Below are 22513 nucleotides of genomic sequence, written 5' to 3'. Positions count from 1 at the left end.
GCCAAGAGCACGACGCGCGCTGCGAGCGCCACGACCGCTGGTAACCCGTCCGGCCTGCGCCAACGGCGGGGCGCGTCCATGAGGGCGGCCCCGCCGGCAAGCTCTTCCACGTCTTCGCGCTCATTGCCGTCCTGCTGCGGGCGACGGACCTCAGCTCAGTCGGCGCACGCGCAGCACCAGGTCGTCGGTATGGTGCGCGCCGGCACCGCCGTCGGGTGCCACCCGTGGCCGCTGCTCGTCCACCTCAACCTCCCAGTCATCGTTGAGCAGAGCGGCGACCATCGAGGGCCAGACGTAGTCGGCCGGGTCGAAGCCGCTGTCGTGAGTCTGCGGGGTGTCCATCCCCGCGTGGTGTACGAGCAGCAGTACGCCGCCTGGCGCGACGGCCGCGAGCAGTGCTCGCTCGGCCGCGGCGTCGGGGGTGCGCAGCAGGGCCGGGTACTGTGCAGAGACCAGATCGAAGGAGGCCGGCGGGAGCGTCGCCTCCGTCAGTGCGGCGTGTACCCAACGAACGGCGACGCCGGCGTCCCGCGCGTGCCCGGCCGCCCGTTCCAACGCCACGCCCGAGACCTCGAGCGCGGTCACCTTCCACCCGTTGCGCGCGAGCCAGACGGCGTCCGCCCCCTCACCACAGCCGACATCGAGCACCCGCCCGGGGGTGAGCCCGGTGCTCTCGGCCACGAGTGCACCGTTGGGCCGGCCACTCCACAACTGTTGCCGGTCGGCGTACCGGCTGTCCCACTCCGCTCGCACTGCGGGGTCTCCGACGTATCCGTCGACAGGCGAGGAAGTGTCGGACATGGGCGATCCTGCCGTGATGTTGTCAGTCACGGGCCCACCGTTGCCTATCGCGCTCGAATCACGCCACTCCTGTTGCCGGTACGGCAAAACGGCGTCCCGGGGCGACAACCGAGCATGACCGCCCACCGCTTGTCGTCGCGCCCGGTAGCGCCCCACGACGCGGCAGGCCGGACAGACTGCCGATCACCAGAGAAGTCGAGCCGGAATCCCGAGCCGACCGCCGTCCACCGTGAGCCTGTCCCTCGGCCGGCGCCCCGTGGGCGAAAGGGTCCTCGTTGACGGCCGGGTCGCGGCCGGGCACGGCGGGGGCACGATCAGGAACGGTTGTGGTCGCTGGTGTGCTTGCCGATGCTGGCGGCAGTGATGCGCAGCGGTGGTGTGTCTGTCGGAGTCCCGCTCGGTCCGGGTTCAGATGGCGGTGCGGCCGCCGTCGACGGCGACGGTCGCGCCGGTGACGTAGCCGGCCTTCGGCGAGGCGAGGAAAGCGACGACCTCGGCGATCTCAGCAGGCTCGGCCGCGCGCTTCATCGCTGTGGTTTCGGCGATCGCGTCGAACAGTTCGCGGGCCGCGCCCCGGGTGTGGACCGGGCCGGGGGCAACGGTGTTGAAGCGGACGCCACGGCCGCTGTACTCAGCCGTCCAGCTCTGCGTCAGTGATGCCAGCGCGGCCTTGGTCGCACCGTACGCGGCGGCGTTGGCCAAGCCGACACTGCCGGCCATGCTGCCGATGTTGATCACGCTTCCCGATCCCTTCGCCGCCATCGCCGGCGCGAACGCGGCCACGAGGAAGAACGCCGCGCGTACGTTGCCGGCGAACATCGCGTCGTAGTCGGAGACCGTCATCTCCTCGGTCGGCGCCCAGACGGCATGTCCGGCGTTGTTGACCAGGACATCGACCTCGCCGACCTCCGCGACGAGCCGGTCGACGTCGGCCGGATCCTCCAGATCCGCCGCAACAAATCGGGCGTGCCCACCGGCGGTGGTGATCTCAGCGACGGTCTCTGCCCCACGCTGAGCGTTGCGACCGACCACGACGACGGACATGCCGTCGGCGGCCAGCCGCTTGGCGATCGCCCGGCCGATGCCCGACGTGGCCCCGGTGACCAGGGCAGTGAGGGGGTGCGGGTCGAGGTATGCGCGCTCCGCGGGCATGGCGATACACCTTTCGGCCGGCCGGGGCAGCTCACGCCCGACACGCGGATGAATCAGGACGCGCGGCCCGTATGGGTCCTGCCCTCCACTGTTCCTGCCGCGGCGGGTTCCGGCACCTGCGGCTGGTCCGTTTCGGGGTGCCGCACGGTTGTCCCGCTCCAGGTCGGTGAGGGCACCGGCGGTGCGGCCATCCCCCGCCGGCCCAGAAGACGGCTTACGCGAAGGCCTGCAAACCACCGGCGGGCTGCCTGTTCCACGGCGTCGGGCTGGGACGGTCCGGGGTCGCAACCAGTTGCGCGTGACCACCCCGGCTCCGGCGCTCTCGTCCCCACGGACAACAGGGAGGCAGCAACCGGGTGTGACGATGCTTCAGCGGACCGGGAACAGGTGCCGACCTGGACGGACACGGAATTCAGCACGCCTGGCATCGAGGCGAGAGGTCGGACCTGTTCCCGGTTCGGGTCGCCTACCGGGTTCGTGTCACTTCTGATCGAAGGAGAGCCATGTACCTGCGAGGCCCTGCTGCCCCGCCCCGGGCTTGGACCAGTCGCAGACACCGTCCCGGAAGACCGCCTTCAGATCTTCGAGCTGGCCATCGGTCACCGGCACGCTGTAGTCGGTGCGGATCACTGGACGCTTGCGGCACTTGACGATGTCGTTGGCCACGTCGGCTCCGGCGACCATCCGCGGCGATGTCCACACCGGGTAGAGGGTGTTGCACTCGGTGTTGTCGATGCCCTCGACCTGGGGCTCCGCGATCTTCTTCGCGCCGATGCCACGGGTCCAGCAGGCGTCCGTGAGGCCCTGCGGCCGGTGGCGGACGATCTTCTCGATGGGGGCGTCGTCGCCGGCGTCTCCCTTGATGCCGGTGAGCCACTGGTCCATGTCGGCCAGCATCCCGGCGAGAGTGAATCCGTGCCCGCTGGAGCGGGTGAGCATGACCTGGTTGGCATGGGTGCCATTGGCCTTGTCCAGGCGCGCCCGGGTGGAGAAGGACTGGAAGCGCATGTGCATGTCGCCGGCCGCCGCGTCGTCCGTGTAGTCGCGGTAGTCGATGATCGGAATGTCGGCGAGGCCGCCGCCGCCGTTCAGCATGCGGCCCGTGCGGTAGGCGAGCCGTACCGCCTTGAGATCGGCGACGGTGCGTTCCGCGGCGGGCTTGGCGTCGTCATCGAGGCCGCCGATGCGCCGGTTCAGGTCGATGAACTGGTCCATGTCGATGGTCCCCTTGTTCAGGGCGTCGAGTCCGTACTGGATACCGGTGTTGTCGAGCGGCCTGCGCGCCTTTCCGGTCTCCGGTACCTTGCCGTAGACGTTCACGGTGTGGCTGTAGACGTCACAGCGGGCGCCGTCCGGGTTGGTGTCGGGGTTGTAGCGCTGTCCCGCGGGCAGCTGGGCCGGGCAGAACACCGTGGGGTCGATACGGCCGCCGGCCCTGGCCAGGCTGCCGATGCTCTCCCACTTCCCGAACCCGGAGACCGCCCTCTGCTGCTCCTTGGTGAATGCGTCCGGCGCGACGTCCTTGAAGTAGTGGTTCAGGAGCCGGGCGTCGCTGAGCGTCTGGATCGTCCCGAAGGCGACGTCGGGGAAGCTGCATCCGGAGAGGATGCCGTCCAGCAGCCCCGGGTAGTTGTCGGCGATCTGGTGGGTCTGGTACGAGCCGCCGGAGCAGCCGTTGCCGATGGTGAAGGCCGGGACCCCGTACGTTTCCACGAAGTGTTCCTTGACCATGCTCATGGTCTCGGCGGCCAGCACGTCGTTGCAGTTGTTGCCGAAGACGTTCAGCGTGGACGATGCGACACCGTAGCCCTTGCTCAGATACGTGTCGTTCATGATGCCGACGGTGTTGCGGCCCTGGACGTACCAGCCGCCGTCACAGCCCCCGCCGAAGCCGTACACGAGGCGCCCGTTCCAACCCGGCCCACGCTCAAGCGGGTCGGGGGTACCGGCGTTCGGGTCGTACAGCACGGCCGTCTCGTAGATACCGCGGTTGATGGTGCCGGTCTCCACGCGGACGATGTACGGCACTTTCTGGCCCGTGCTCGTCGTCGCGGTCGCCAGGTCGGCGGGCCGGGCGTTCTCGTCGGGCAACGGAACGAACGTGCCGGCCGTGGTGCGGTACATGTAGTCGACGCGGGTCTCGACCGAGCAGTCCTCGTCGGTCGGCTGCCCGAGGGTGGCGCCGGTGACCGTCTTGAACGCGGCGGTGTCACAGACGAACGGCTGCTCGTGCGGCCCGGAGAACATCGGCCCCGTGATGAGGTGGTTCTTCAGGGTCAGCTGTCCCGCGTCCGCGCCTTGAGCCCTGGCCGTGAGCCTGTTGTCGCCCTTGGACAGCTCCTTCACCACGCCCATCAGCGCGTTGTTGCCGAAGGGCCGGAAACTCGACGTCACGTCCCGGCCTGCCACCTCGACCCGGACCGTGTCGGCCGCAATGGAGTCGGGCACCTCGACACGTATCAGGGCGTCGTCTCCCGTCACCGTGCCGGGCCGCGACGACACGGCCGTCACGTGCAGCTTCTCGCGTTCCTGGCTGCCGGCCGGCGTCGCGGACGCACCTACCAGCACGCCCATGAACGCTATGCCGACAAGACCCAGTTGGACCGGTCTCGCGGTTCCTCTGAACGACACGACGGAACTCGCCTCACTTTCTGGAGTGGGAGATCGTGCTCAGTGTGCGGATGCGGACCGTGGGCCCGCCGGGACGGTGATGCGATTGTCCCGTTGTCGTGGTGTGCAACTTCAGTCAACGACCTGCACATGTAATGCCTGGCCCGGTGCACGGGCCGTGCCCGCCCGGTGAAGACGCCGAAGGGCTTCAGGCAGGCCGGGACCGGTTGCTTGTCGCCCCCGTCCGGCGGTGCCGGACAGGACGGCCGGACCAACTACCTCGCAGACCGGCGGCTGACGCGGCGAGGTGAAGGAGTCAGGGCGCGTGGCCGTGTCGAAGGCCTGCACGTACCGGCCGTGCGCGGCTACCAGTTGGTGAACGCCCCGTCCGCCGTGCGCAAGTGCGGGCGCTCGGCCGCCGCGGCCTGGTACCGGCGCGCCGCCTCCCGGTCGATGTCGACGCCGATGCCCGGCAGTTCGCTCAGCTCCACCCGCCCCGGCAGGATCGTCGGCTGCGCGGTGAAGAGGTCGGCGATGGCCGGATCGGGGACGGTCTGGTGCTCCTGGATCGCCACATTGGGGCAGGCCAGGTTGAGTTGGAGCGAGGAAGCGGCGGTGACCGGGCCGAGCGGGTTGTGGGTGGCCAGCTTGATGTGGTGGGTCTCCGCCATCGCCGCGATCTTCTTCGCCTCGGTCAGGCCCGCGGCCACCCCGACGTCCACGCGCGCGTAGTCGATGAGGTCGTCCTCGATGAGTGTTCTGAACTCCCATTTGGAGCCGTACTGCTCGCCTGCGGCCAGTGGTACGCCGGTGCGGGCCCGCAGCATGCGGTAGCTTTCCGGGTTCTCACAGCGCAGTGGGTCCTCGACGAAGTACGGGCGGGCCGCCTCGATCTCCCGGCACAGGGTCAGCGCCTCCGGCGGATCCAAGCGCGTATGGACGTCGAGGATCAGCTCCACCTCGTCGCCGACCGCGTCCCGCACCTGGTGGAAGAGGTCGACCGAGTCGCGCAGACAACGGCGGGCGTCGAGCGTGCCGTCGGCGTCGTGCGGCGAGGCGAACCGCAGATGACGCCAGCCCTCGGCGACCAGTTCGCGGCAGCGGTCCAGGAACCACGCGCGGTCGTGGTAGCCGTCACCGACATGCACATAGGCGGGTACGTGATCGCGCACCCTGCCACCGAGGAGTTCATGCACCGGTACACCGAGTGCCTTGCCGCGGATGTCCCAGAGCGCCACGTCCACTGCTGCGATGGCGGCGCCGAGTATGCGGTCGGCGGGAAAGAACCCGCGCCGGAACATCACCTGCCAGAGATGCTCGATCCGTCGCGGGTCCTCGCCGACGATCAGCTCCGCAAGATGCTCGAGACCGCCCGCGACTGCCCGTTGGCGCGACCTGATGCCGACCTCGCCCAAGCCATGGATGCCCTCGTCGGTGTCGACCACGACCAGCATCATGCTGTCGCCATGGTCGGGGAGAGTCAGCACTTCCAGGCCGGTGATCTTCATGCCACTCCTCAATGAAAACGTTCCCGCAATTTCAGCATCGTTCTTGAGAGCACATCATCGGCAGCAGTCGGGCCCATGCGCAAGACCCGTGCACCCAGCGGGTTTTCCTCGATGAAATAGTCCTGACGCACGACTTGACACGCCCTGGGAACGTTCGTAAACATCAACCGCATTCGCAGGATCCAGATGCGAGACGACCGGGGTCCCCCGGCTCAAGACGACGAGGAGGCCGTCCGTGGCAGTCACGATCCGGGAGGTGGCGAGCGCCGCGGGCGTCTCGGTTTCGACGGTGTCCCGTGCGTTCACCGCACCCGACCAGGTGCAGCCGACGACGCGGCAGCGCATCCTCGACGCCGCGGCGGAGCTCGGCTACTCCCCCAACCCGGCGGCCCGTTCACTGCGCGGCGGCGGCACCGGAACACTCGGCCTGATCGTCCCGGACATCGCCAACCCGTTCTTCCCGCCGATCATCAAGGCGATGCAGGCCCGCGCCCGGCACCTGGGCTACACGGTCCTGGTCGCCGACAGCGACGAGCGCGAGGCCGACGAGCTGGCCGCCATCGCGGCCGTATCGAAGCGGGTCGACGGCCTGATCCTGTGGGCCTCCACCCTCACCGAGGGCCGGCTCCATGAACTCGCGGGCCGGATGCCGCTGGTGGTGGTGAACCGTCATGTGCCAGGCATCCCCGAAGTCAGGATCTCGCTGTCCGCCGGCATCGCACAGGCCGCCGAGCAGTTGAAGGCGTACGGCCATCGGCGCTGCGTCTTCATCAACGCGTCCCGCGCCGAGCTCAGCCGCGGCAAGTCCATCCAGGAGTCCTTCGAAGCGCTCGACCTCTCCCTGTCCGAGCTCGGCCCGTACGAGCCGCGGTTCGAGACGGGCGTGCACGCCGCCACGCTCATCGCCGCCCACGAAGCGACGGCCGTGATCGCCCACAACGACCTGGTCGCCCTCGGCGTGCTGCACCAGCTGGCCCACCTCGGCGTGAGCGTGCCGCGCGACGTCAGCGTCATCGGCATCGACGACACGCTGCTCGCCTCCGTCTCCACCCCCAGCCTCACCACGATCAGAATCGACCCCGAAGAGATCGCCACGCGCGCGGGGGACCTCCTGGTCGAGACGATCGCGAGCGCAACAGAGCGCACTGGAACAGGACTTGCGACCACTTCTCGCTTCGTCGAGATCGGCTCACGCCTGATCCCCCGCGCCTCGACGGGCCCCGCCCCCTCCCACTGATCCACGGCGCACACCACCACAACGAGCAAAGCACCGCACTACACCGCACTACACCGCACCGCATCGCACCCACTCCTGCCCTTCTTGGAGCCGTTATGCCCAGAAACTCCCGTTGTGCGGCCATACTTGGCTGCATAACGCTGACCGCGACCCTCGCGGGCTGTTCCTCACTCACCCCGAGCAGTGCCGGCGGGGACGGCGATCTCGTGCTGCGGGTGCAGGGCATGCCGCCGGCCACCGACAAGCCGGGGGTCGCCCTCTTCAAGAAGCAGGTGGCCGACTTCGAGAAGGCCAATCCGGGCATCAAGGTCAAGGGCTCCACCACGGTCTTCGACCCGCTGACGTTCTCCGCGAAGCTGTCCGGCGGCAATGTCGAGGACGTCATCAAGGTGCCGCTGACCGAGCCGCAGCGGCTCATCCTGCAGAAGCAGGTGCAGCCGATCACCGGGCAGCTCAAGGAGTGGAAGCACTTCAAGGAGTTCAACCCCCAGGTCCTCCAGCCGCTCACCGACGGCGCCGGCGACGTGTACGGCGTGCCGCAGAATCCTTACGCCCAGGGCCTGGTCTACAACCGAGAGCTCTTCGAGAAGGCCGGTCTCGACCCGGACAGACCGCCGGCCACCTGGGCGGAAGTCCGCACAGCCGCCAAGAGGATCAGCGACAGTACCGGCAAGGCCGGCTTCGTCCACGAGTCCAAGGACAACCAGGGCGGCTGGCAGCTGACGATGCTGTCGTACGCCTTCGGCGGCGAGCTGGAGAAGGAGCAGGGTGGCAAGTACACCGCCACGCTCACCGGAGAGCCGACGAAGAAGGGGTTGCGGCTCCTCAAGGACATGCGCTGGAAGGACGATTCGCTCGGCAAGACCCTGCTCAACAACCAGAACGACGTGATCAAGCAGTTCGCGGCCGGTCAGGTCGGCATGTTCATGGGCAGCCCGGGGACGTACCGGCTGGCGAAGATGCAGTTCGGCATGGAGAACACCGACGCCTTCGGGGTGGCCCCGATGCCGCAGTCCGGCGGTGATGCGACACTCACCGGCGGCGACATCTACATGGTCCCGAAGTCCGCCGACAAGAAGCACGCGGCAGCGGCCGTCGAGTGGCTGACCTTCGCCTACGCCAAGCCGCAGTACAGCACCGACATCGCCGCCGAGCAGGCCAAGGCACTCTCCGCCGACCCGAAGTCCGCGGTGGGCGTGCCGACGCTGCCGGTCTTCGACAAACAACGGCAGACCGAGATCGACGCAGCGATCAAGCCGTACGTCAATGTGAAGCTGCGGAACTTCGGGCCGTACATCAACGGTCTCTCCACACTGGAGCTGAAGCCGGAGCCGCCGTACCAGGCGCAGAAGCTGTACACCGTGCTCGACCCGGTGGTCCAGGCTGTGCTCACCAAGCGCGACGCCGACATCGACTCCCTGCTGGCCTCGGCCGAGAAGGACGTCAATGCCAAGCTCGCCGCGGACCAGAAGTAGCCGGCCCATGGCCCTGCTCACTCCGTCCCGCCGTCCGGCTGCTGTGGCCAAGGAGACCGTGCCGCGAACCCTCCCGCAGCGGCGGCGTGGTACCGGCTCCCGCAGACAGTTCACGGCCTGGCTGTTCCTCGTCCCCGCGCTGCTGGTCTTCGGGCTCTTCGCCTGGTGGCCGATCGTCCGCAGCCTGCTGCTCAGCTTCCAGAGAACCAACCTCGTCGAGCCCGCGGTCTGGGTCGGCCTGGACAACTTCCGTACCTTGTTCGACGATCCACTGCTCGGCACCGCCGTCGGGAACACGCTGTTCTTCGTGGTCCTCGGCCTGCTGATCGGCTTCCCGGCGCCACTGGCCCTGGCCGCGATCATGTCGACGGTGCGGCGCGGTGCGGGCGTCTACCGCTTCCTGGTGTATCTGCCGGTGGTCATTCCGCCGGTGGTGGCGATCCTGCTCTGGAAGTGGTTCTACGATCCCGGCAGCGGGCTCTTCAACAACGTCCTCGGCAAGGTCGGGCTCGGCCCGTACTCGTGGCTGGAGTCCTCCGACAGTGCCATGCTCTCGCTGGTCCTGGAGGCCACCTGGGCGGGCATGGGCGGCGCCGTACTGATCTACCTCGCGGCGATGGTCGGTATCCCCGGCGAACTCTATGAGGCCGCAGAGATGGACGGTGCCGGGATCTGGCGACGGATCTGGCATGTGATGCTGCCCCAGCTCCGTTCCGTCATCGGCCTGTTGCTGCTCGTCCAGCTGATCAACACAGTGCAGGTCTTCACCGAGCCGTACGTCTTCACCGGCGGCGGACCCGAGAACTCCACCCTCACGGTCCTGCTGCTGATCTTCCGGTACGCCTTCCAGGACGGCGAATACGGCCAGGCCGCCGCGCTCTCCTTCCTGATGGTGCTCGCCCTCGCCCTGCTCTCCGCGGTGTATCTGCGGGCCACCCGCAGCTGGAGCACGTCATGACCACGCTCACCACCTTCGTCTCCGCCAACGACCGCCAACGCCCCGGTGTGCGCGCCGCAGTGCGCTCCATCCAGGTGTTCACCCTGATCCTGCTGCTGCTCATCGGCATCGGACCGCTGTACTGGATGGTCAAGGGCGCGGTCTCGACACCCACCGAGCTCACCACCCAGCCCCTCGCCCTCTGGCCGGACCGGCCGGCCCTGGGCAACTTCTCGGCGGCGTACACCGATCTGAGTGTCGGCCGCTATCTGATGAACACCTTCCTGGTGGTCGGCGGATCGTGGTTCGTGCAGCTCTTCGTCTCGGCCACGGCGGGCTTCGCCCTCTCGGTGCTCAGGCCGAGGTTCGGCAAGGCCGTCTACGGGGCGATCCTCGCCACGATGTTCGTGCCGTACACGGTGAACATGGTCAGCCTCTTCATGACCGTGATCGATGTGCCGTTCCTCCACCTCAACGTGGGCGACACCTACTGGGCGATCTGGCTGCCGGCCGGCACGAACGCCTTCACCGTGCTACTCGCCAAGCAGTTCTTCGACGCCCTGCCGAAGGAGCTGTTCGACGCGGCGCGGGTCGACGGGGCGAGTACCTGGCAACTGCTCACCAGGATCGTGCTGCCCATGAGCAAGCCGGTGCTCGCCGTGATCAGCCTGCTCGCGGTGATGCACTCCTGGAAGGACTTCATCTGGCCGCTGGTGGCCATCACCGACCCCGAGAGGCAGCCGATCAGCGTCGCGCTCGCCCAGCTCGCCACTCAGGCTCCGCAGGACCAGCTGATCGCCGCGATGGTGCTCGCCGTCGCCCCGCCGGTGCTCGTCTTCGTCGTCTGCCAGAAGTACATCGTCGCCGGGCTCGGCTTCACCGGGGTCAAGGGCTGAGTTCCGCCGGAGCCGGCGGCCGATCCCTCGACTCCCCCACACACATTCCGCTTCGGAGCATCCGGAGCACCCGGAACACCCCGACCAAGAGAAGGGCACCTCCATGTCAGTCGCCCGCCGCAGATTCATCCAGGGCACGGCCGTCGCCACCGGCGCCGCACTGCTGCCGACCGTTCCCGCGTACGCAGCGGACCCGGTCACCATCGAGGCCGACGGCATCACCCTGGTCGGCCGTAGCGACGGCAGCGTCCTCGTGCAGGACGGTGCGGGCGCCGACCGCATCCTGCTCAGCCATTTCATGATCAAGGACACCGCGTTCGGCCAGCAGCGCACCTTCGGCGGTACGCCCGCCCGGATCACGCTCCCCGACGGGCGCCCCGCGATTCAGGTCACGTACACGATGGCGAGCGGCGTGTCCGGAGTCACGGTGCGCGGCACCTTCGACGTCACCCCTCACAAGGCACACATGAAGTGGGAGGTCGGCGGCTCCAGCACGCTCACACCGGCCGGCTTCATGTTCTCCCGCACCGTGTACGAAGCGAGCGCGGCGGAGTCGTACGAAGCGCTGACCGTCTGGGAACGGGACGCCCGGGGCGGCATTCCGTACGAGGTGAACGCGGGCGGCGCGTACGTGGAGACATGGGCGGGGTCGAAGGGCTTCTTCTGCCTCTCGTCCACCAACCCGGCAAGTACGAACGCCACCTGGGTCCATTCCCCCGGCACCTCGACCGGCGCGGACACCGCGGTCACCGAGGCCGATCTGGTCCTCGGCGATCTGCGTCCGCGCGGGGCGGGGGCGCTCGCCGCCAGGAGGCCCCTCGGCGTGGAGGTGTGGACCGACCAGCCGTTCAACCTCTACAAGGCGGCCGGGCAGACGATGACGCTCAAGGCGCAGGTCGTCAACGGCTCCGCCGCGGCCAGGAAGGTGACCCTGACGTGGTGGGCACGGGACTTCGGCGGCAGGAAGATCGCCGGTGGAACGCTCTGCAGGAGCCTCGCCGCGGGCGCCGCCTGGAACGCGTCCTTCTCCCTGACCTCGCCCTCGCAGAACATCGTGTTCACCGGGGTGGAGGCGGTCAGCGGCAATGACAAGGCGCTGGCCCGCACGAATCTCAGCGTGCTCCCGGAGTTCACGTACAAGGCGGGCAAGGAGTCGATGTTCGGCCTGGCCAACTACCCCTGGCTGCTCAAGCCCGGCAAGGACGCGGTACTCGGGCTGGTCAGGACGCTCGGCATCAAGTGGATCCGTATCGCCTACGCAGGCGCGCCGGGCATTGACACCGCGACTCTGGACGCGAACGGCATCGGGCACAACGTGGAGCTGAGCGGCATCCCTGTGGGCGGCAGCCCGGAGCAGATCGCGGCCTGGGCCGACACGAATGTCGCCAAGGCCCTGGACGCCGAGGCCGCGTACTTCGAGGTGAGCAACGAGGTCAACCAGCCCTGGATGTCGGGCCGCGGCGCCGACGCCTACGTCCGGGACGGTCTGCGCCAGGTCACCACGCGCCTCGACGCGGCGGGCTCGCGGATGAAGGTCATGAACGCCGGCCTCGGCGGCATGGACTACATATGGACCAAGAACTTCCATGACGCGGGCGGCTGGGACCTCATCGACGCCTTCGCCTTCCACCCCGGTCGCGGCAACTTCACGCCCGACTTCGCGCCGCCGCCCGAGGAGTGGACACAAGGGTCCTCCGGCTCGTACTGGAACTTCCTCGGCGCACTGCGCAAGGCGAACCAGGTCCTTGAGGAGTACGGCGGCGACAAGGAACTGTGGCTCACCGAGGCGTACGCACCGACCCGGCCCAACGCGTGGTGGAGCGACACCTACCGGCACGCCGCCGAGAACACACTGCTCACGCTCGCTCTCGCCAAGTCCGAGAAGGTACGCGCCGTCAACTGGTACCAGCTGCACGACTCGGTGATCCACCACCCCCAGGAGGCCGACCCGGCCAACCCCGAGTACCACTACGGCCTGATGAACCGCGACACCAGCGCCAAGCCCTCGCTCCTCGCCTTCGCGACCGCCGCCCGGGTCCTGGACGAAGCCGAGTTCGTCCGGCATCTCGCCTTCGCGGACCAGGACATCAAGGGGCTCCTCTTCACCACTCCCGGCGGACCGGTGTCGATCGTCTGGAGCCGCAAGGACGGGTACGTCCTCAACTCCGAGCACGGCGAGGATCCCTGGTACGCATCGCCCGAGCCATGGATCGACACCTGGACGACCAGGACCCCGGTCGTGGCCCACGCGGGAACGGTCGACGGCACGGTGCGGGAGCTGAACTGCATCGGTCAGGAGCGCACCCTGAAGGCCTCCAACGGCAAGGTCACCCTCACCCTCGACGGTGCCCCGCGCATCTATTACGGGCTCGCCGCCAATCCCGACTGGAAGTAAGTGACGTACGACATGAGAAACGAAACCGCACGGCACGACATCACCGTCGTCGGCGGCGGCCTGGCCGGGGTCTGCGCGGCGATCGCCGCGGCCCGGCTCGGCCGGAGCGTCGCACTGATCAACAACAGGCCGGTGCTCGGCGGCAACGCGAGCAGCGAGGTCCGGGTCTGGGTGTGCGGCGCGACCGGCCACGGCAAGAACCACCATGCCCGTGAGGGCGGCATCATGGGCGAGTTGCTCGTGGAGAACCAGTACCGCAACCCGGACGGGAACCCCTACTACTGGGACGCCGTGGTCCTGGACGCCGTGCGCGCCGAGCCCGGCATCACGCTCTACCTCAACACCGATGTGCGCGAGGTCGACTCCGAAGGTCCGGACGAGGCCCGGCGGATCACCTCGGTCACCGGCTGGATGATGGGCTCGGAGCGGCGGATACGGTTCGAGAGCCAGCTCTTCCTCGACTGCACGGGAGACGGCCTGATCGGCCACCTGGCGGGCGCCCACCACCGCATCGGCCGGGAATCGCGCGCCGAGTACGACGAGGCATGGGCTCCGGAGACGGCCGACGACATCACTCTGGGATCGACTCTCCTCTTCTATACGAAGGATGCCGGTCACCCGGTCAAGTTCGTGCCGCCGAACTTCGCCAAGGACATCACCCTGACCTCCATCCCGCAGCGTCGCATCATCAAGGCGGGCGACAACGGCTGCGCGTACTGGTGGATCGAGTTCGGCGGCGAGCTCGACACCGTCCACGACAACGAACGCATCCGCGACGAGCTGTGGTCCGTGATCCACGGCATCTGGGACCACATCAAGAACTCCGGCGAGTTCGACGCGGCGAACATGACCCTGGAGTGGGTGGGATCGGTCCCCGGCAAACGGGAGTACCGGCGCTTCCTCGGCGACTACGTCCTGCACCAGGGCGACATCCTCGGCCAGACCGATTTCGCCGACCGGGTCGCTTTCGGCGGATGGTCGATCGACCTGCATCCGCCGCAGGGCATGTACGCCACCGAGGCAGGCGCCAAACAGCGCTACGCGGACGGCATCTACCACATTCCATACCGCAGCCTCTACTCGGTGAACACCGAGAACCTGCTCTTCGCCGGGCGCAACATCTCCGCCAGCCATGTCGCCTTCGGCTCGACCCGCGTCATGGCGACCTGTGCCACGATCGGGCAGGCGGCCGGCACGGCGGCGGCACTCTGCGCCACCGGAGATGTCCCCCCGCGCGAACTCCCCGTACCCGAGCTGCACCGGGCGCTGCTGCGCCAGGATGCCTCGCTCATCGGCCTCGCCTCGACGGACCCGGAGGACCTGGCCCTTCGGGCGACGGCCACCGCATCGTCCACCTTGAGCAGCCTGACAGTCGATGGCTCCGACGAGCTGTGGCCGCTCGCGGCGGACGCCGGACTCGTCCTCCCGGCGGACCCGGACCTCTGCGGAGTGGAACTGCTCGTCGACGCCGACCGCGACACCGAGATCGTGATCGATCTGTACGACCCCGAGCTCGGCCAGAACTACGTCCCGCGCCGCCTCGTCACCTCCATCACCCTGCCCGTCGCCGCCGGTGCCCGGCAGTGGCTCAAGACGGGCCTGGACTGGTCTCCCGAAACCCCGCGCAACGCCTTCCTCGTGGTCCGCGCCAACGACGCCCTCGCCCTGCACCGCTCCGACCGCCCGACCCCCGGCGTCCTGTGCTTCACGCGCATCCCGCTGCGTCCGTCGGACGAATCGCCGCAGCCGCTGCGCGAGTGGACGGACGCGGGTCTGCTACGCCGCACCTTCTGCCTCCGTACGGGAGAGACCGCGGCCTACTCCCCCGCCAAGGCCACCGACGGCTATGCCCGCCCGTACGCGGGACCCCACATGTGGGTCTCCGCGCCGCTGGCGGACGTCCCCTCCCCCTGGCTCGAGCTGGCCTGGCCCGAACCGGTCGTCCTCGGCCGGATCGAGGTCATCGCCGACGACGACGTCAACGAGGACCTGATCAACCTGCACCACCACCGCACGCCCTTCGACACCCTGCCCACCCTCCTTCGCGACTACCGCGTCGAGGCCCTGGATACTGACGGCACCTGGCGCGTCATCGCCCGTGCCACGCAGAATCGGCGGCGACGCGAAACGCACAGGCCGGCCGAGCCGGTCACCACATCGGCGATCCGGGTCGTCGTCGAAGCCACCAACGGGGCGGCGTCGGCGCACGTCGTCGCCGTGCGCGCCTACGAGTAGAAGCACTGACGCAGGAGAGTGACTGGATGGTCGGAAGAGCGATGGTCACCGGGGCCGCCGGGCGGATCGGGCGAGCGGTCCTCGCGCTGCTCGCCGAGCGCGGGATCGAGGCCAACGCCTTGGTCCTCGATGATCCCGGTGATCTCGCGGCGCGCCTGGTCGTGACCGGTGACGCGGCCGACGCGAAGACCGTGCGGGCGGCTCTGGACGGTGCTGACGCGGTCATCCACCTGGCGGCGATCCCGACTCCCGCGCGCAACACCGCATTCGAGGTCTTCGCGGGCAACAGCCTCTCCACCTTCACCGTCCTGGAGGAGGCCGGCCGGGCCGGGATCCGGCATGCGGCGGTGGCGAGCTCCTGGGGTGTCACAGGCCTGCCCTGGACGGACGTCGAGGATCCGCATCCACCGTACGCACCGGTCGATGAGGCCATGGCCTCCCAGGTCGCCGACCCCTACGGCCTGTCCAAACAGGTCGACGAGCTGACAGCGCAGATGATGGCGCGGCGGCACGGGATGAGCGTGGTGTGCCTGCGCTATCCGTACGTGGGCGGCTTCGAGGAACGGCTGTACGCGCACGCCGCCCGGCTGACGGCCGACCCGGCTGCGGGGGCAAGGGACCTGTGGACGTATCTCGAGGTCCACGACGCGGCGAGGGCAGCACTGCTGGCCTTGGACGTACCCGGCCGTGCGGCGCACGCGGTGCATCTCTGCGCTCCCGAGATCATCGTTCCGTACCCGACGGAGGAACTGCTGCGCCGCTATCACCCCTCCACCGTGCTGCGGAGCCCGCTGCCGGGGCGCACGGCGCCGGTCGACACCTCGGCCGCGCACGGGCTGCTCGGGTTCACGGCACGGAATCTCCTCGGTCGCGGGGCGGTCACCCCGCAGTGAACCCACGACGGCCGCCGGAGCCGTCGCCATGAGCGACGGCTACCGCGAATCCGTCGAATCCTGGGCCTGACTCGCGATGTCGTGCGTCCTTTCCGCCCAGTGGATGCCGCAGTGATCCACGAGTGGTCACCGTACGTCGGGCTCGCATCGAACAGATCAAGGAGCCTTCAGGTAAGGAGTGTTGAGCGAGTTCGCTTTGTACAAGGGGTCGGCAGACCTCGGTGCTGTGTCTGCCGTCGTGGCCGGCCCGGAATGCTGTCATGACCGGAAGCGAACAGATCAGCATGGAACCGTGTTCGTTCCTGATGTACACGACGGAGGTGGCTCGGCTGCTGAATGTCGAAGACGTCGCCATGAAGCCGGACGCCCGACAGGCCCGCCGCCTCGCCCATACGGTGCGTAGGCCGCTGCTCGAACGAGCGAGTCTGCCCGCGGAGTTGTTCGCCCCGTTGATGGCGGCAGCCGTGTACGACCCGGATCCCAGCTTCTGCCGCTGGTTCGTCGAGCCGGCGGTCTATGTCTTCGGACGCCGCCGTGTGATGGCAGCCTTGGTCGACCATCTACGGGTCGGCACGGATGCCGAGCGAGCGGGTGCCGTGCGTGCCTGGTACTGCGCGCATGTGCCTCTGCGCGCAGATCGGTCCCCGGCGTACGGGCCCGGCGGGGTACGTGACCCCGCTCTGGACGAGTCGCAGGACGTCATGGACGCCTGGTCGGAGGCCTCGATGCAGGTGTTCGCCGAGGCCACCGATCTACGGATGCGCCACCGGGTCCTGTTGGGTCTGCCTACCTCTCACGCGGCCTACCCGCCACGGCTGCACGAGCTCCTTGAAAGCACACTCGCATCCGCACGGGCCCACCCCGACCAGCACATCCGTCGCTGGGCCGCCGCAGCAGAACACGACGCGGCCAGCGCCCCGCTGACACCCGTCACCGCGAGACCGCCCGCCCCTGCCGACGGCGCGTCGACGCCGGAACCGCCTTCGACAAGGTGGCCCGGCAATGGGGCAGAAGGGGCACGATGACCTCGCACTTCGCCCTGCTCCAGGTTCGGTCCTCGGGCAGGGCGGCCCCGCCATGACTTCGGGTCAGGCCGGCTCAGCGGTCCACGGCCAAGAGGCCTCGCGGCCGGCCTCGATGAGGCCGATCATCCGGAACGCGGCGTCCGTGAGGCCGCCGAACGTGTGCCGGTGGGGGCCCGTGGGGCCGTGGCCGGGCCGGTACCCCGCCAGGTTCCACGTGTAGACGGGAATGTCGGCCGGGACCGGTTCGGCCGGCCCGCCGGGGCCGTAGGGGGCCGCCTGCTCATCGGTGACGATCACTACCCTGTCGTGTTCCCGGTAATGGGTCCGCACCGCCTTCGAGGTGTGGGTGCCTCCGTGGCTGTGGAACCGTTTCAGCACCTCGAGCACCGGTTCGCCCGGCTCGAACGGCACCTCTGCGCTGCGCCAGCCGAACTCCACCAGATCCGCCTGCTCGGCACGCATGGCCAGCCCGGTGCCGAACACGGCGGCCGCGTCCGCTCGCGTCAGCACGGACCGCTCGGAGACGGTGTCCCAGAACATGGAGTCCGACCGGTCCACCAGGATCAGAGTCCGGCCGGGCAGGGGCGGTATGTTGGCCAGGGAGTGGCCCAGTGCCCGTTCCAGCGAGGCTGCCCAACGCTGCGACGGCGCGTGCTGATATGCGGCCAGATAACGGAAGGGGAACTGCCGGGACCGGGCAACCTCGGAGGCGTCCGAGAGCCGTGCGGCGATCCCGGCCGCGACTTCGTCCGAGACCCCCGCCCCGTCGAAGTTCCGCAGATTCCGCAGCAGCGCCATCGGCGCCATCGTGGGGATCACCGCTTCCCAGACTGCGGCGTCCATCGGTCCGTGGAGCCAGCCCGCCAGGGCCTCCCACGTCATGCCCGCCGCGGCCAGCCGCTCGGTGCCGCCGGGCCCGGTCACCACCGCCCGCCGTTGGTCCACAGCCGTCTCCATCAACGCCCGGTGGGCGGTCAGCAGATGGTCGGAAGCCGGCGGAACAGCCTGCTCCGGGTGGTGCCGGCGGTCCAGGACGTACCGGAAGAGCTCACCCTGCCAGGGTTTGTCCGGGTCGGGTGAGGCATGCACCAGGTTGAGCACGTCACCGAAGCGGAAGCCCTTGGACCCGGTGTCGTACTTGAGCAGGGATCGGGACGTGTACAGCCGACGTACGCCGTCGGCGATGCCCCGCTTCACGGGCTGCGGCACCTTCCGCCCGTACACCGAGATCCAGTGGGCGAGCAGCTCACCGGGCTCGTCGGCGCGCTGGAGCACCGAATCGATCACGGACCGGTTGGACGGCCCTTCGGACGATCCGGTCTCGAGCCGGGCGCGCACGTAAGCGGCGGCACCCACGAGAGACGCCGTGCGCATGTTGCCCTCGCCGCGAAGCCAGCGCAGCAGGCCGGCCGTCCACACGGGGTCCTGGACGGCGAGTTCACCGACGAGACGGACGTAGCGGTCGTCCCGCTCCTCACCGCTCTCGTAAAAGGTCCTCTGGGACACGAAGTTGCCGACCGCGAGGAGGAAGAGCTCCTCGCGGGGCTCTCGGGCGAAGGCCGGGCCGCCCTCGTAGGTGTGGAAGTCCGGCCCGGCGGGCCTGTGGTGGGGCCGTGGCCGGGGCAGTGTACGGGCGGCCGACGAGACGGGCGGGGCCACGAGCATCTCGGACCAGATCTTGGAGACGCGTGGGGTGTGACGAGGCAGCGAATCCTCCCGGATTCAAAGGATTGGACGCCCCCGGCCAAAAGGCCCGACGGGGCGAAGACGCCCGCGCCTGCCGAGATCAAAGGGGGCGGCGGCATCACTTGGTTGTCAGAAGGAAGTAGCCGCAGCCGAGCGCATCGGAGGCGCGGTCGCGTTGCCAAGCTACAAGGCCCCCGGGCCGCGCACCAGCGATTAACGCCGGCCCGTTGCCGGACTCCGGCATGGCCGCCGACGGTGTCGGGTCGGGCGGCGAGGTCGGGGGTGACTCGTCGAGTGCGGGCCGCTGTCCGCCCGGCACGGAACGCACGAAGCCTTCAGAGAATTCACCACGGCTCAACGCCGCGGCCCTGAACTCGCACCGGCCCGATACCCTCCTCGCCAAGCCGCTTGTCTTCATCGGCGGAGCGCGGCCGGATCGGCAGCCGGAACCGGCCGGCCTGCCAAGCCGTGATCACCGGAGACCGGTCGGTACGCGACCCGGTCCAGCGTGACGCTGTCCTCGTGGCCCTCCACGATGCGGTGGGGCCGGTCTGGTGGACACGGTGCGTTGCGGGGCGTTGTCCCACCCGGGAACGGCCGGCTCGGGTCCAGCGCCGGGCGCCTGGCGCCGCCCGATCCGGCTGTGCTCGGCTTCGCCCAATGCGAGCGGTGTTCTCCGACGGGTCGGCACCGCTGGTGTCAGCGTGCCGCGGACGCGTACACACCGCTCACATCGTCCCTGGGCTTCGGCCTGTTCCGGCCGCACGGGCCCGCAGCGAAGGCGCGGAGCAGATTCTCCGTGGTGCGCGTGACGAAAGCTCCCGTCCGGGCGTCCATGCCGTGGTTGCGTCCGTTCTCGCGGGTTCCCGCCATCAGAGCCTCGACCCACCGCATCGTCCCCGAGGCGAATACGCCCGCCCCGCTCGGCACGGTGTAGTAGGCGGAGTCGGAGTAACTGGGCCTGCCCTTACAGACGAGAGGGGAATGGGCGATGATCTCGAGCGGCGCCGGGGTGGGCATGCCGGGAGTGACCCGGTCGTACTCCACCCCGACCAGATGGTCGAAGGAGGCTCCTCGCTTCACGCCCGTCCCCTCGAAGAGCCAGTGGTCGCTCCGGCGGACGACATACGGGGCGTCCACGGGATAGCCCTCGTAGAGGACACCGGTCAGTGAGGACTCGGGGGAGGCGCCGGGTGGCTGACGGAAGTCGTTGGTCGGCATGTCCGGGTGGTCGGCGAGGTACGGGTCGTTCAGGTAGTCGGTCTTGTAGCAGACGACGGTGCGGTCGGCGCCGGTGGCGCCCGGCTCCAGCCTGACCCTGCGGAAGCAGGCGTTGGCCCCGAGGAAGGCCACGTTCGTACCTGTGTCGCGTGCCCGGGTGACGTACGCCCGTTGCTGCGGCGTCCAGTACTCGTCATGTCCCAGCGAGACAACTCCGGTCGCGTCGTGGAGGATTCCGGGGTCACGATGGATGTCCGGGCCCGTGGTGTAGGCGAGCGGGATGCCCAGCTTCTCCGCCAGGACCACCACCGCCCGTTCGTAAACCATGAACTTCTCGGCTCCGTCGCCGTCGTAGGGCCGGTCGAAGCTGACGGCGAGCGACCGCGTGCCGTACGCGCCGTTCTCACCCTGGTAAAGGCTGTAGCCGCCCCACCGGTTGTACGCCTGCCATGTTGCCGGGGCGTGCATCAATACGATTCTGCCCACGGCGCTCGCCGAGCGGACGACCAGTGGCACATAATGCTGGTGGACGTCTTCCGAGTCGAGCCGGAGCAGATACGCTCCCGCCGGCCAGCCGCTGGTGCGGACGGGGAGTGTGCGTTGCCAGTCCGCCCGTACGGTACGGGTGGCCTGGACCAGCCGGGGGCGCCTCTGAACCGACCCGGCAACACGGTTCGAACGCCAGACCAGTCGCGCCTGCGCCCCGTCGTACCAGCCGACGCGGTAGGCCGAGACCCGGAACGTTGGGGCGGTGGTGGAGACGTACAGGCCGAACTCCTCGCCCGGCAGCACACTGACCTTGTCGGCATAGCCCTCGATGGCCCCGGACGATCCCGGCGAACGGACCCGCCAGTCGGAGTCCCCCGCCAGGGCGTTCTCCGCTCTCTCGGTGCGGCCGCCGGCGCCGGGCGGGGTGGATCCGCTGATCCCGGAGGAGTGGCAACCGGTCACCGCCACGCCGCCGGCCATCGCCCCGCTCGCTGCCGCAGCGAGGAAGAGCCTGCGGTCCAGTCGGCCAGGCATCCCGGCATTCTGCCCCTCACCGTGCTTCATGTCGCCCGCCTGTCCCGTACCGCAACACTGTCACCGGCCATCGTCCCCCGCCGCGTGCTCGGGAACGACGAGGCAGCGCCGAACCGGGCACCGGCCGCATCGTGTCGCGGCACCGCAGATCTCCCGACTCCCCAGGTGCTCGGCGTGCCTCCGTAAGGCTTGCAGGTGCCCCTCACGGGCGTGAGCTCCGGTGGCGGCGACCGCCGCAGCGGCGCAGGCAATGCAGCCCCGCGTGGAAGTTGCCGGTCTCGCCGCGTCACCTGGCGTGCAGGCGGCCTACTCGGCGTGATTGAAGGTCTCTGTCGGTTGTTCCGTCCGCGCCGCTCCCGGACGGTCAGGAAGGGCAGGGCGTACGGGGGCGCCGGCGCACGGCTTCAGGAGAGCGAGGTCGGTTTGCGGGATGGTGGGACGGCCCGGAGCAGTTCCCACAAGGGGCGTGAGCCGGCCGCCCACACACCGAGGGTGTGGCGGTCGACGACATGGAGGCGCTGCTGCTTGGCGAAGGTGACGGCCGGGGCCGTGACGCGGCCGTTGGTGACGATCACCGCGATGTCGGCGCCGTGGACCTGGCGGGCAGTGCCGTTGAGGACCTGAAGGTCCGGGGTGCCCACGGCGGAGCCGGCGAGGCCGTTGCGGCGGTGTTTGCACTGGATGACCCAGCGTCGACCGTAGGGGTCGGTGGCCTTCACGTCGGCGCCGAGGTCTCCGGCGCCTCCGACGCGGGACGCGTCCTGACAGCCGTCACGGTGCATCAGCTCCCGCACCACGTCCTCGAACCGGGTGTGGTGCAGGTTGTCCAGCTGCGTCAGCCCGTAGCGCAGGCCCTGCGTGCGGACCGCTTCCCACCGTGCTCGCTGCTGCTTCCGGTGGAACAGGACGCCACCGGCCAGCACGGCGAGGACACCGACGGCAATCAGGATCCACCAGTGGACCAACAGCCAGTTGACCACGGCCACCACCAGTGCAACGGCCAGAACCGCGGCCGCGAGGAACCCGACCAGCCGGTCATTCGCACGCTGTCGTCGGCCGCGCCCACGGGTACGCCGCCGCGTCACCGTGCGCCTGGTGACTGCGGTCCGGCGCCTGCGGGGGGTCACCGGCTGGCCTGTGTCACGCCACTCGTGAGCTGCCCCAGGAAGGTCAGAACGCCCTGGCCCACCGGGGTGGGAGCCAGAAGCATCCCGAGCGCCAGGACGATGACGACGGTCATCTTCTCGTCGAAGCGACTGCGGGACTCCGTACGCCGACGCAGCCGGAAGAAGACGACGACTGCAAGCAGCACAGCCACGTTGATAGTCAGCAACCGCCCAGACCTCCCGCACGACCGGCCCACACACAGATGAGGCCGCTACGTGCCGCCCTGCCTTCTTGTGTAGCCGGGGCTCAGTG

Annotated in this window: 16 protein-coding genes; 8 read left to right on the top strand and 8 right to left on the bottom strand. The window is 69.1% G+C overall.

Features of this window, described 5'->3' with window-relative positions:
• Nucleotides 1-150: 150 nt before the first annotated feature.
• From AB0D53_RS22200 to AB0D53_RS22185, 4 genes are all read right to left on the bottom strand, one after another.
• Entirely contained in the window at nt 151-831 is a 681-nt protein-coding gene (locus AB0D53_RS22200; RefSeq protein WP_362449151.1) for a class I SAM-dependent methyltransferase, read from the bottom strand.
• 378 nt (nt 832-1209) lie between these two features.
• Nucleotides 1210-1953, bottom strand: a complete 744-nt coding sequence (locus tag AB0D53_RS22195) for an SDR family oxidoreductase (RefSeq protein WP_362449149.1) — start codon at nt 1951-1953, stop codon at nt 1210-1212.
• Nucleotides 1954-2433: 480 nt separating this feature from the next.
• The gene (locus tag AB0D53_RS22190; RefSeq protein WP_362449147.1) at nt 2434-4527 is read right to left on the bottom strand and encodes a DUF6351 family protein; all 2094 of its coding nucleotides are present in this window, start codon (nt 4525-4527) and stop codon (nt 2434-2436) included.
• A 401-nt stretch (nt 4528-4928) separates the two neighbouring features.
• The gene (locus AB0D53_RS22185; RefSeq protein ID WP_362449145.1) at nt 4929-6071 is read right to left on the bottom strand and encodes a mandelate racemase/muconate lactonizing enzyme family protein; all 1143 of its coding nucleotides are present in this window, start codon (nt 6069-6071) and stop codon (nt 4929-4931) included.
• 235 nt (nt 6072-6306) lie between these two features.
• Between AB0D53_RS22185 and AB0D53_RS22180 the strand changes: the two genes are divergently transcribed.
• From AB0D53_RS22180 to AB0D53_RS22145, 8 genes are all read left to right on the top strand, one after another.
• Nucleotides 6307-7308 carry a LacI family DNA-binding transcriptional regulator gene (locus tag AB0D53_RS22180; RefSeq protein ID WP_362449143.1) on the top strand — a complete coding sequence of 334 codons (1002 nt, stop codon included), beginning with the start codon at nt 6307-6309 and terminating at the stop codon, nt 7306-7308.
• Nucleotides 7309-7532: 224 nt separating this feature from the next.
• Nucleotides 7533-8783 carry an extracellular solute-binding protein gene (locus AB0D53_RS22175; protein WP_362449141.1) on the top strand — a complete coding sequence of 417 codons (1251 nt, stop codon included), beginning with the start codon at nt 7533-7535 and terminating at the stop codon, nt 8781-8783.
• 7 nt (nt 8784-8790) lie between these two features.
• A complete protein-coding gene (locus AB0D53_RS22170) occupies nt 8791-9741 on the top strand; it encodes a sugar ABC transporter permease (RefSeq protein ID WP_362449138.1) in 951 nt (316 codons plus the stop codon).
• A complete protein-coding gene (locus tag AB0D53_RS22165; RefSeq protein ID WP_362449136.1) occupies nt 9738-10616 on the top strand; it encodes a carbohydrate ABC transporter permease in 879 nt (292 codons plus the stop codon). The genes AB0D53_RS22170 and AB0D53_RS22165 overlap by 4 nt, the downstream gene beginning before the upstream one ends.
• 103 nt (nt 10617-10719) lie before the next feature.
• Nucleotides 10720-13011 carry a hypothetical protein gene (locus AB0D53_RS22160; RefSeq protein WP_362449134.1) on the top strand — a complete coding sequence of 764 codons (2292 nt, stop codon included), beginning with the start codon at nt 10720-10722 and terminating at the stop codon, nt 13009-13011.
• A gap of 12 nt (nt 13012-13023) precedes the next feature.
• Nucleotides 13024-15246: an FAD-dependent oxidoreductase gene (locus AB0D53_RS22155; RefSeq protein ID WP_362449132.1), complete on the top strand. Its 2223-nt coding sequence runs from the start codon at nt 13024-13026 to the stop codon at nt 15244-15246.
• Nucleotides 15247-15272: 26 nt separating this feature from the next.
• On the top strand, nt 15273-16139 hold the full coding sequence (locus tag AB0D53_RS22150; protein WP_362449130.1) for an NAD(P)-dependent oxidoreductase: 867 nt from the start codon (nt 15273-15275) through the stop codon (nt 16137-16139).
• 260 nt (nt 16140-16399) lie between these two features.
• Nucleotides 16400-17164, top strand: a complete 765-nt coding sequence (locus AB0D53_RS22145; RefSeq protein ID WP_362449128.1) for a hypothetical protein — start codon at nt 16400-16402, stop codon at nt 17162-17164.
• 63 nt (nt 17165-17227) lie between these two features.
• Here the strand turns inward: AB0D53_RS22145 and AB0D53_RS22140 are convergent, their stop codons facing one another.
• From AB0D53_RS22140 to AB0D53_RS22125, 4 genes are all read right to left on the bottom strand, one after another.
• Entirely contained in the window at nt 17228-18829 is a 1602-nt protein-coding gene (locus AB0D53_RS22140) for a TROVE domain-containing protein (protein WP_362449126.1), read from the bottom strand.
• Between the two features lie 720 nt (nt 18830-19549).
• A complete protein-coding gene (locus AB0D53_RS22135; protein WP_362449124.1) occupies nt 19550-21094 on the bottom strand; it encodes a N,N-dimethylformamidase beta subunit family domain-containing protein in 1545 nt (514 codons plus the stop codon).
• Nucleotides 21095-21498: 404 nt separating this feature from the next.
• Entirely contained in the window at nt 21499-22221 is a 723-nt protein-coding gene (locus AB0D53_RS22130) for a restriction endonuclease (RefSeq protein ID WP_362449122.1), read from the bottom strand.
• Nucleotides 22218-22427, bottom strand: coding sequence for a hypothetical protein (locus AB0D53_RS22125; RefSeq protein WP_362449120.1), 210 nt, complete (start codon nt 22425-22427; stop codon nt 22218-22220). Before AB0D53_RS22125 ends, AB0D53_RS22130 begins: the two co-directional genes overlap by 4 nt.
• Between the last annotated feature and the right edge of the window lie 86 nt (nt 22428-22513).

The sequence above is a fragment of the Streptomyces sp. NPDC048295 genome (genome assembly GCF_040652135.1).
In the GTDB taxonomy this organism is placed as follows: domain Bacteria; phylum Actinomycetota; class Actinomycetes; order Streptomycetales; family Streptomycetaceae; genus Streptomyces.
The sequence above is the reverse complement of the archived record's forward strand: the minus strand, read 5'-3'. Positions and strand labels throughout refer to the sequence as shown.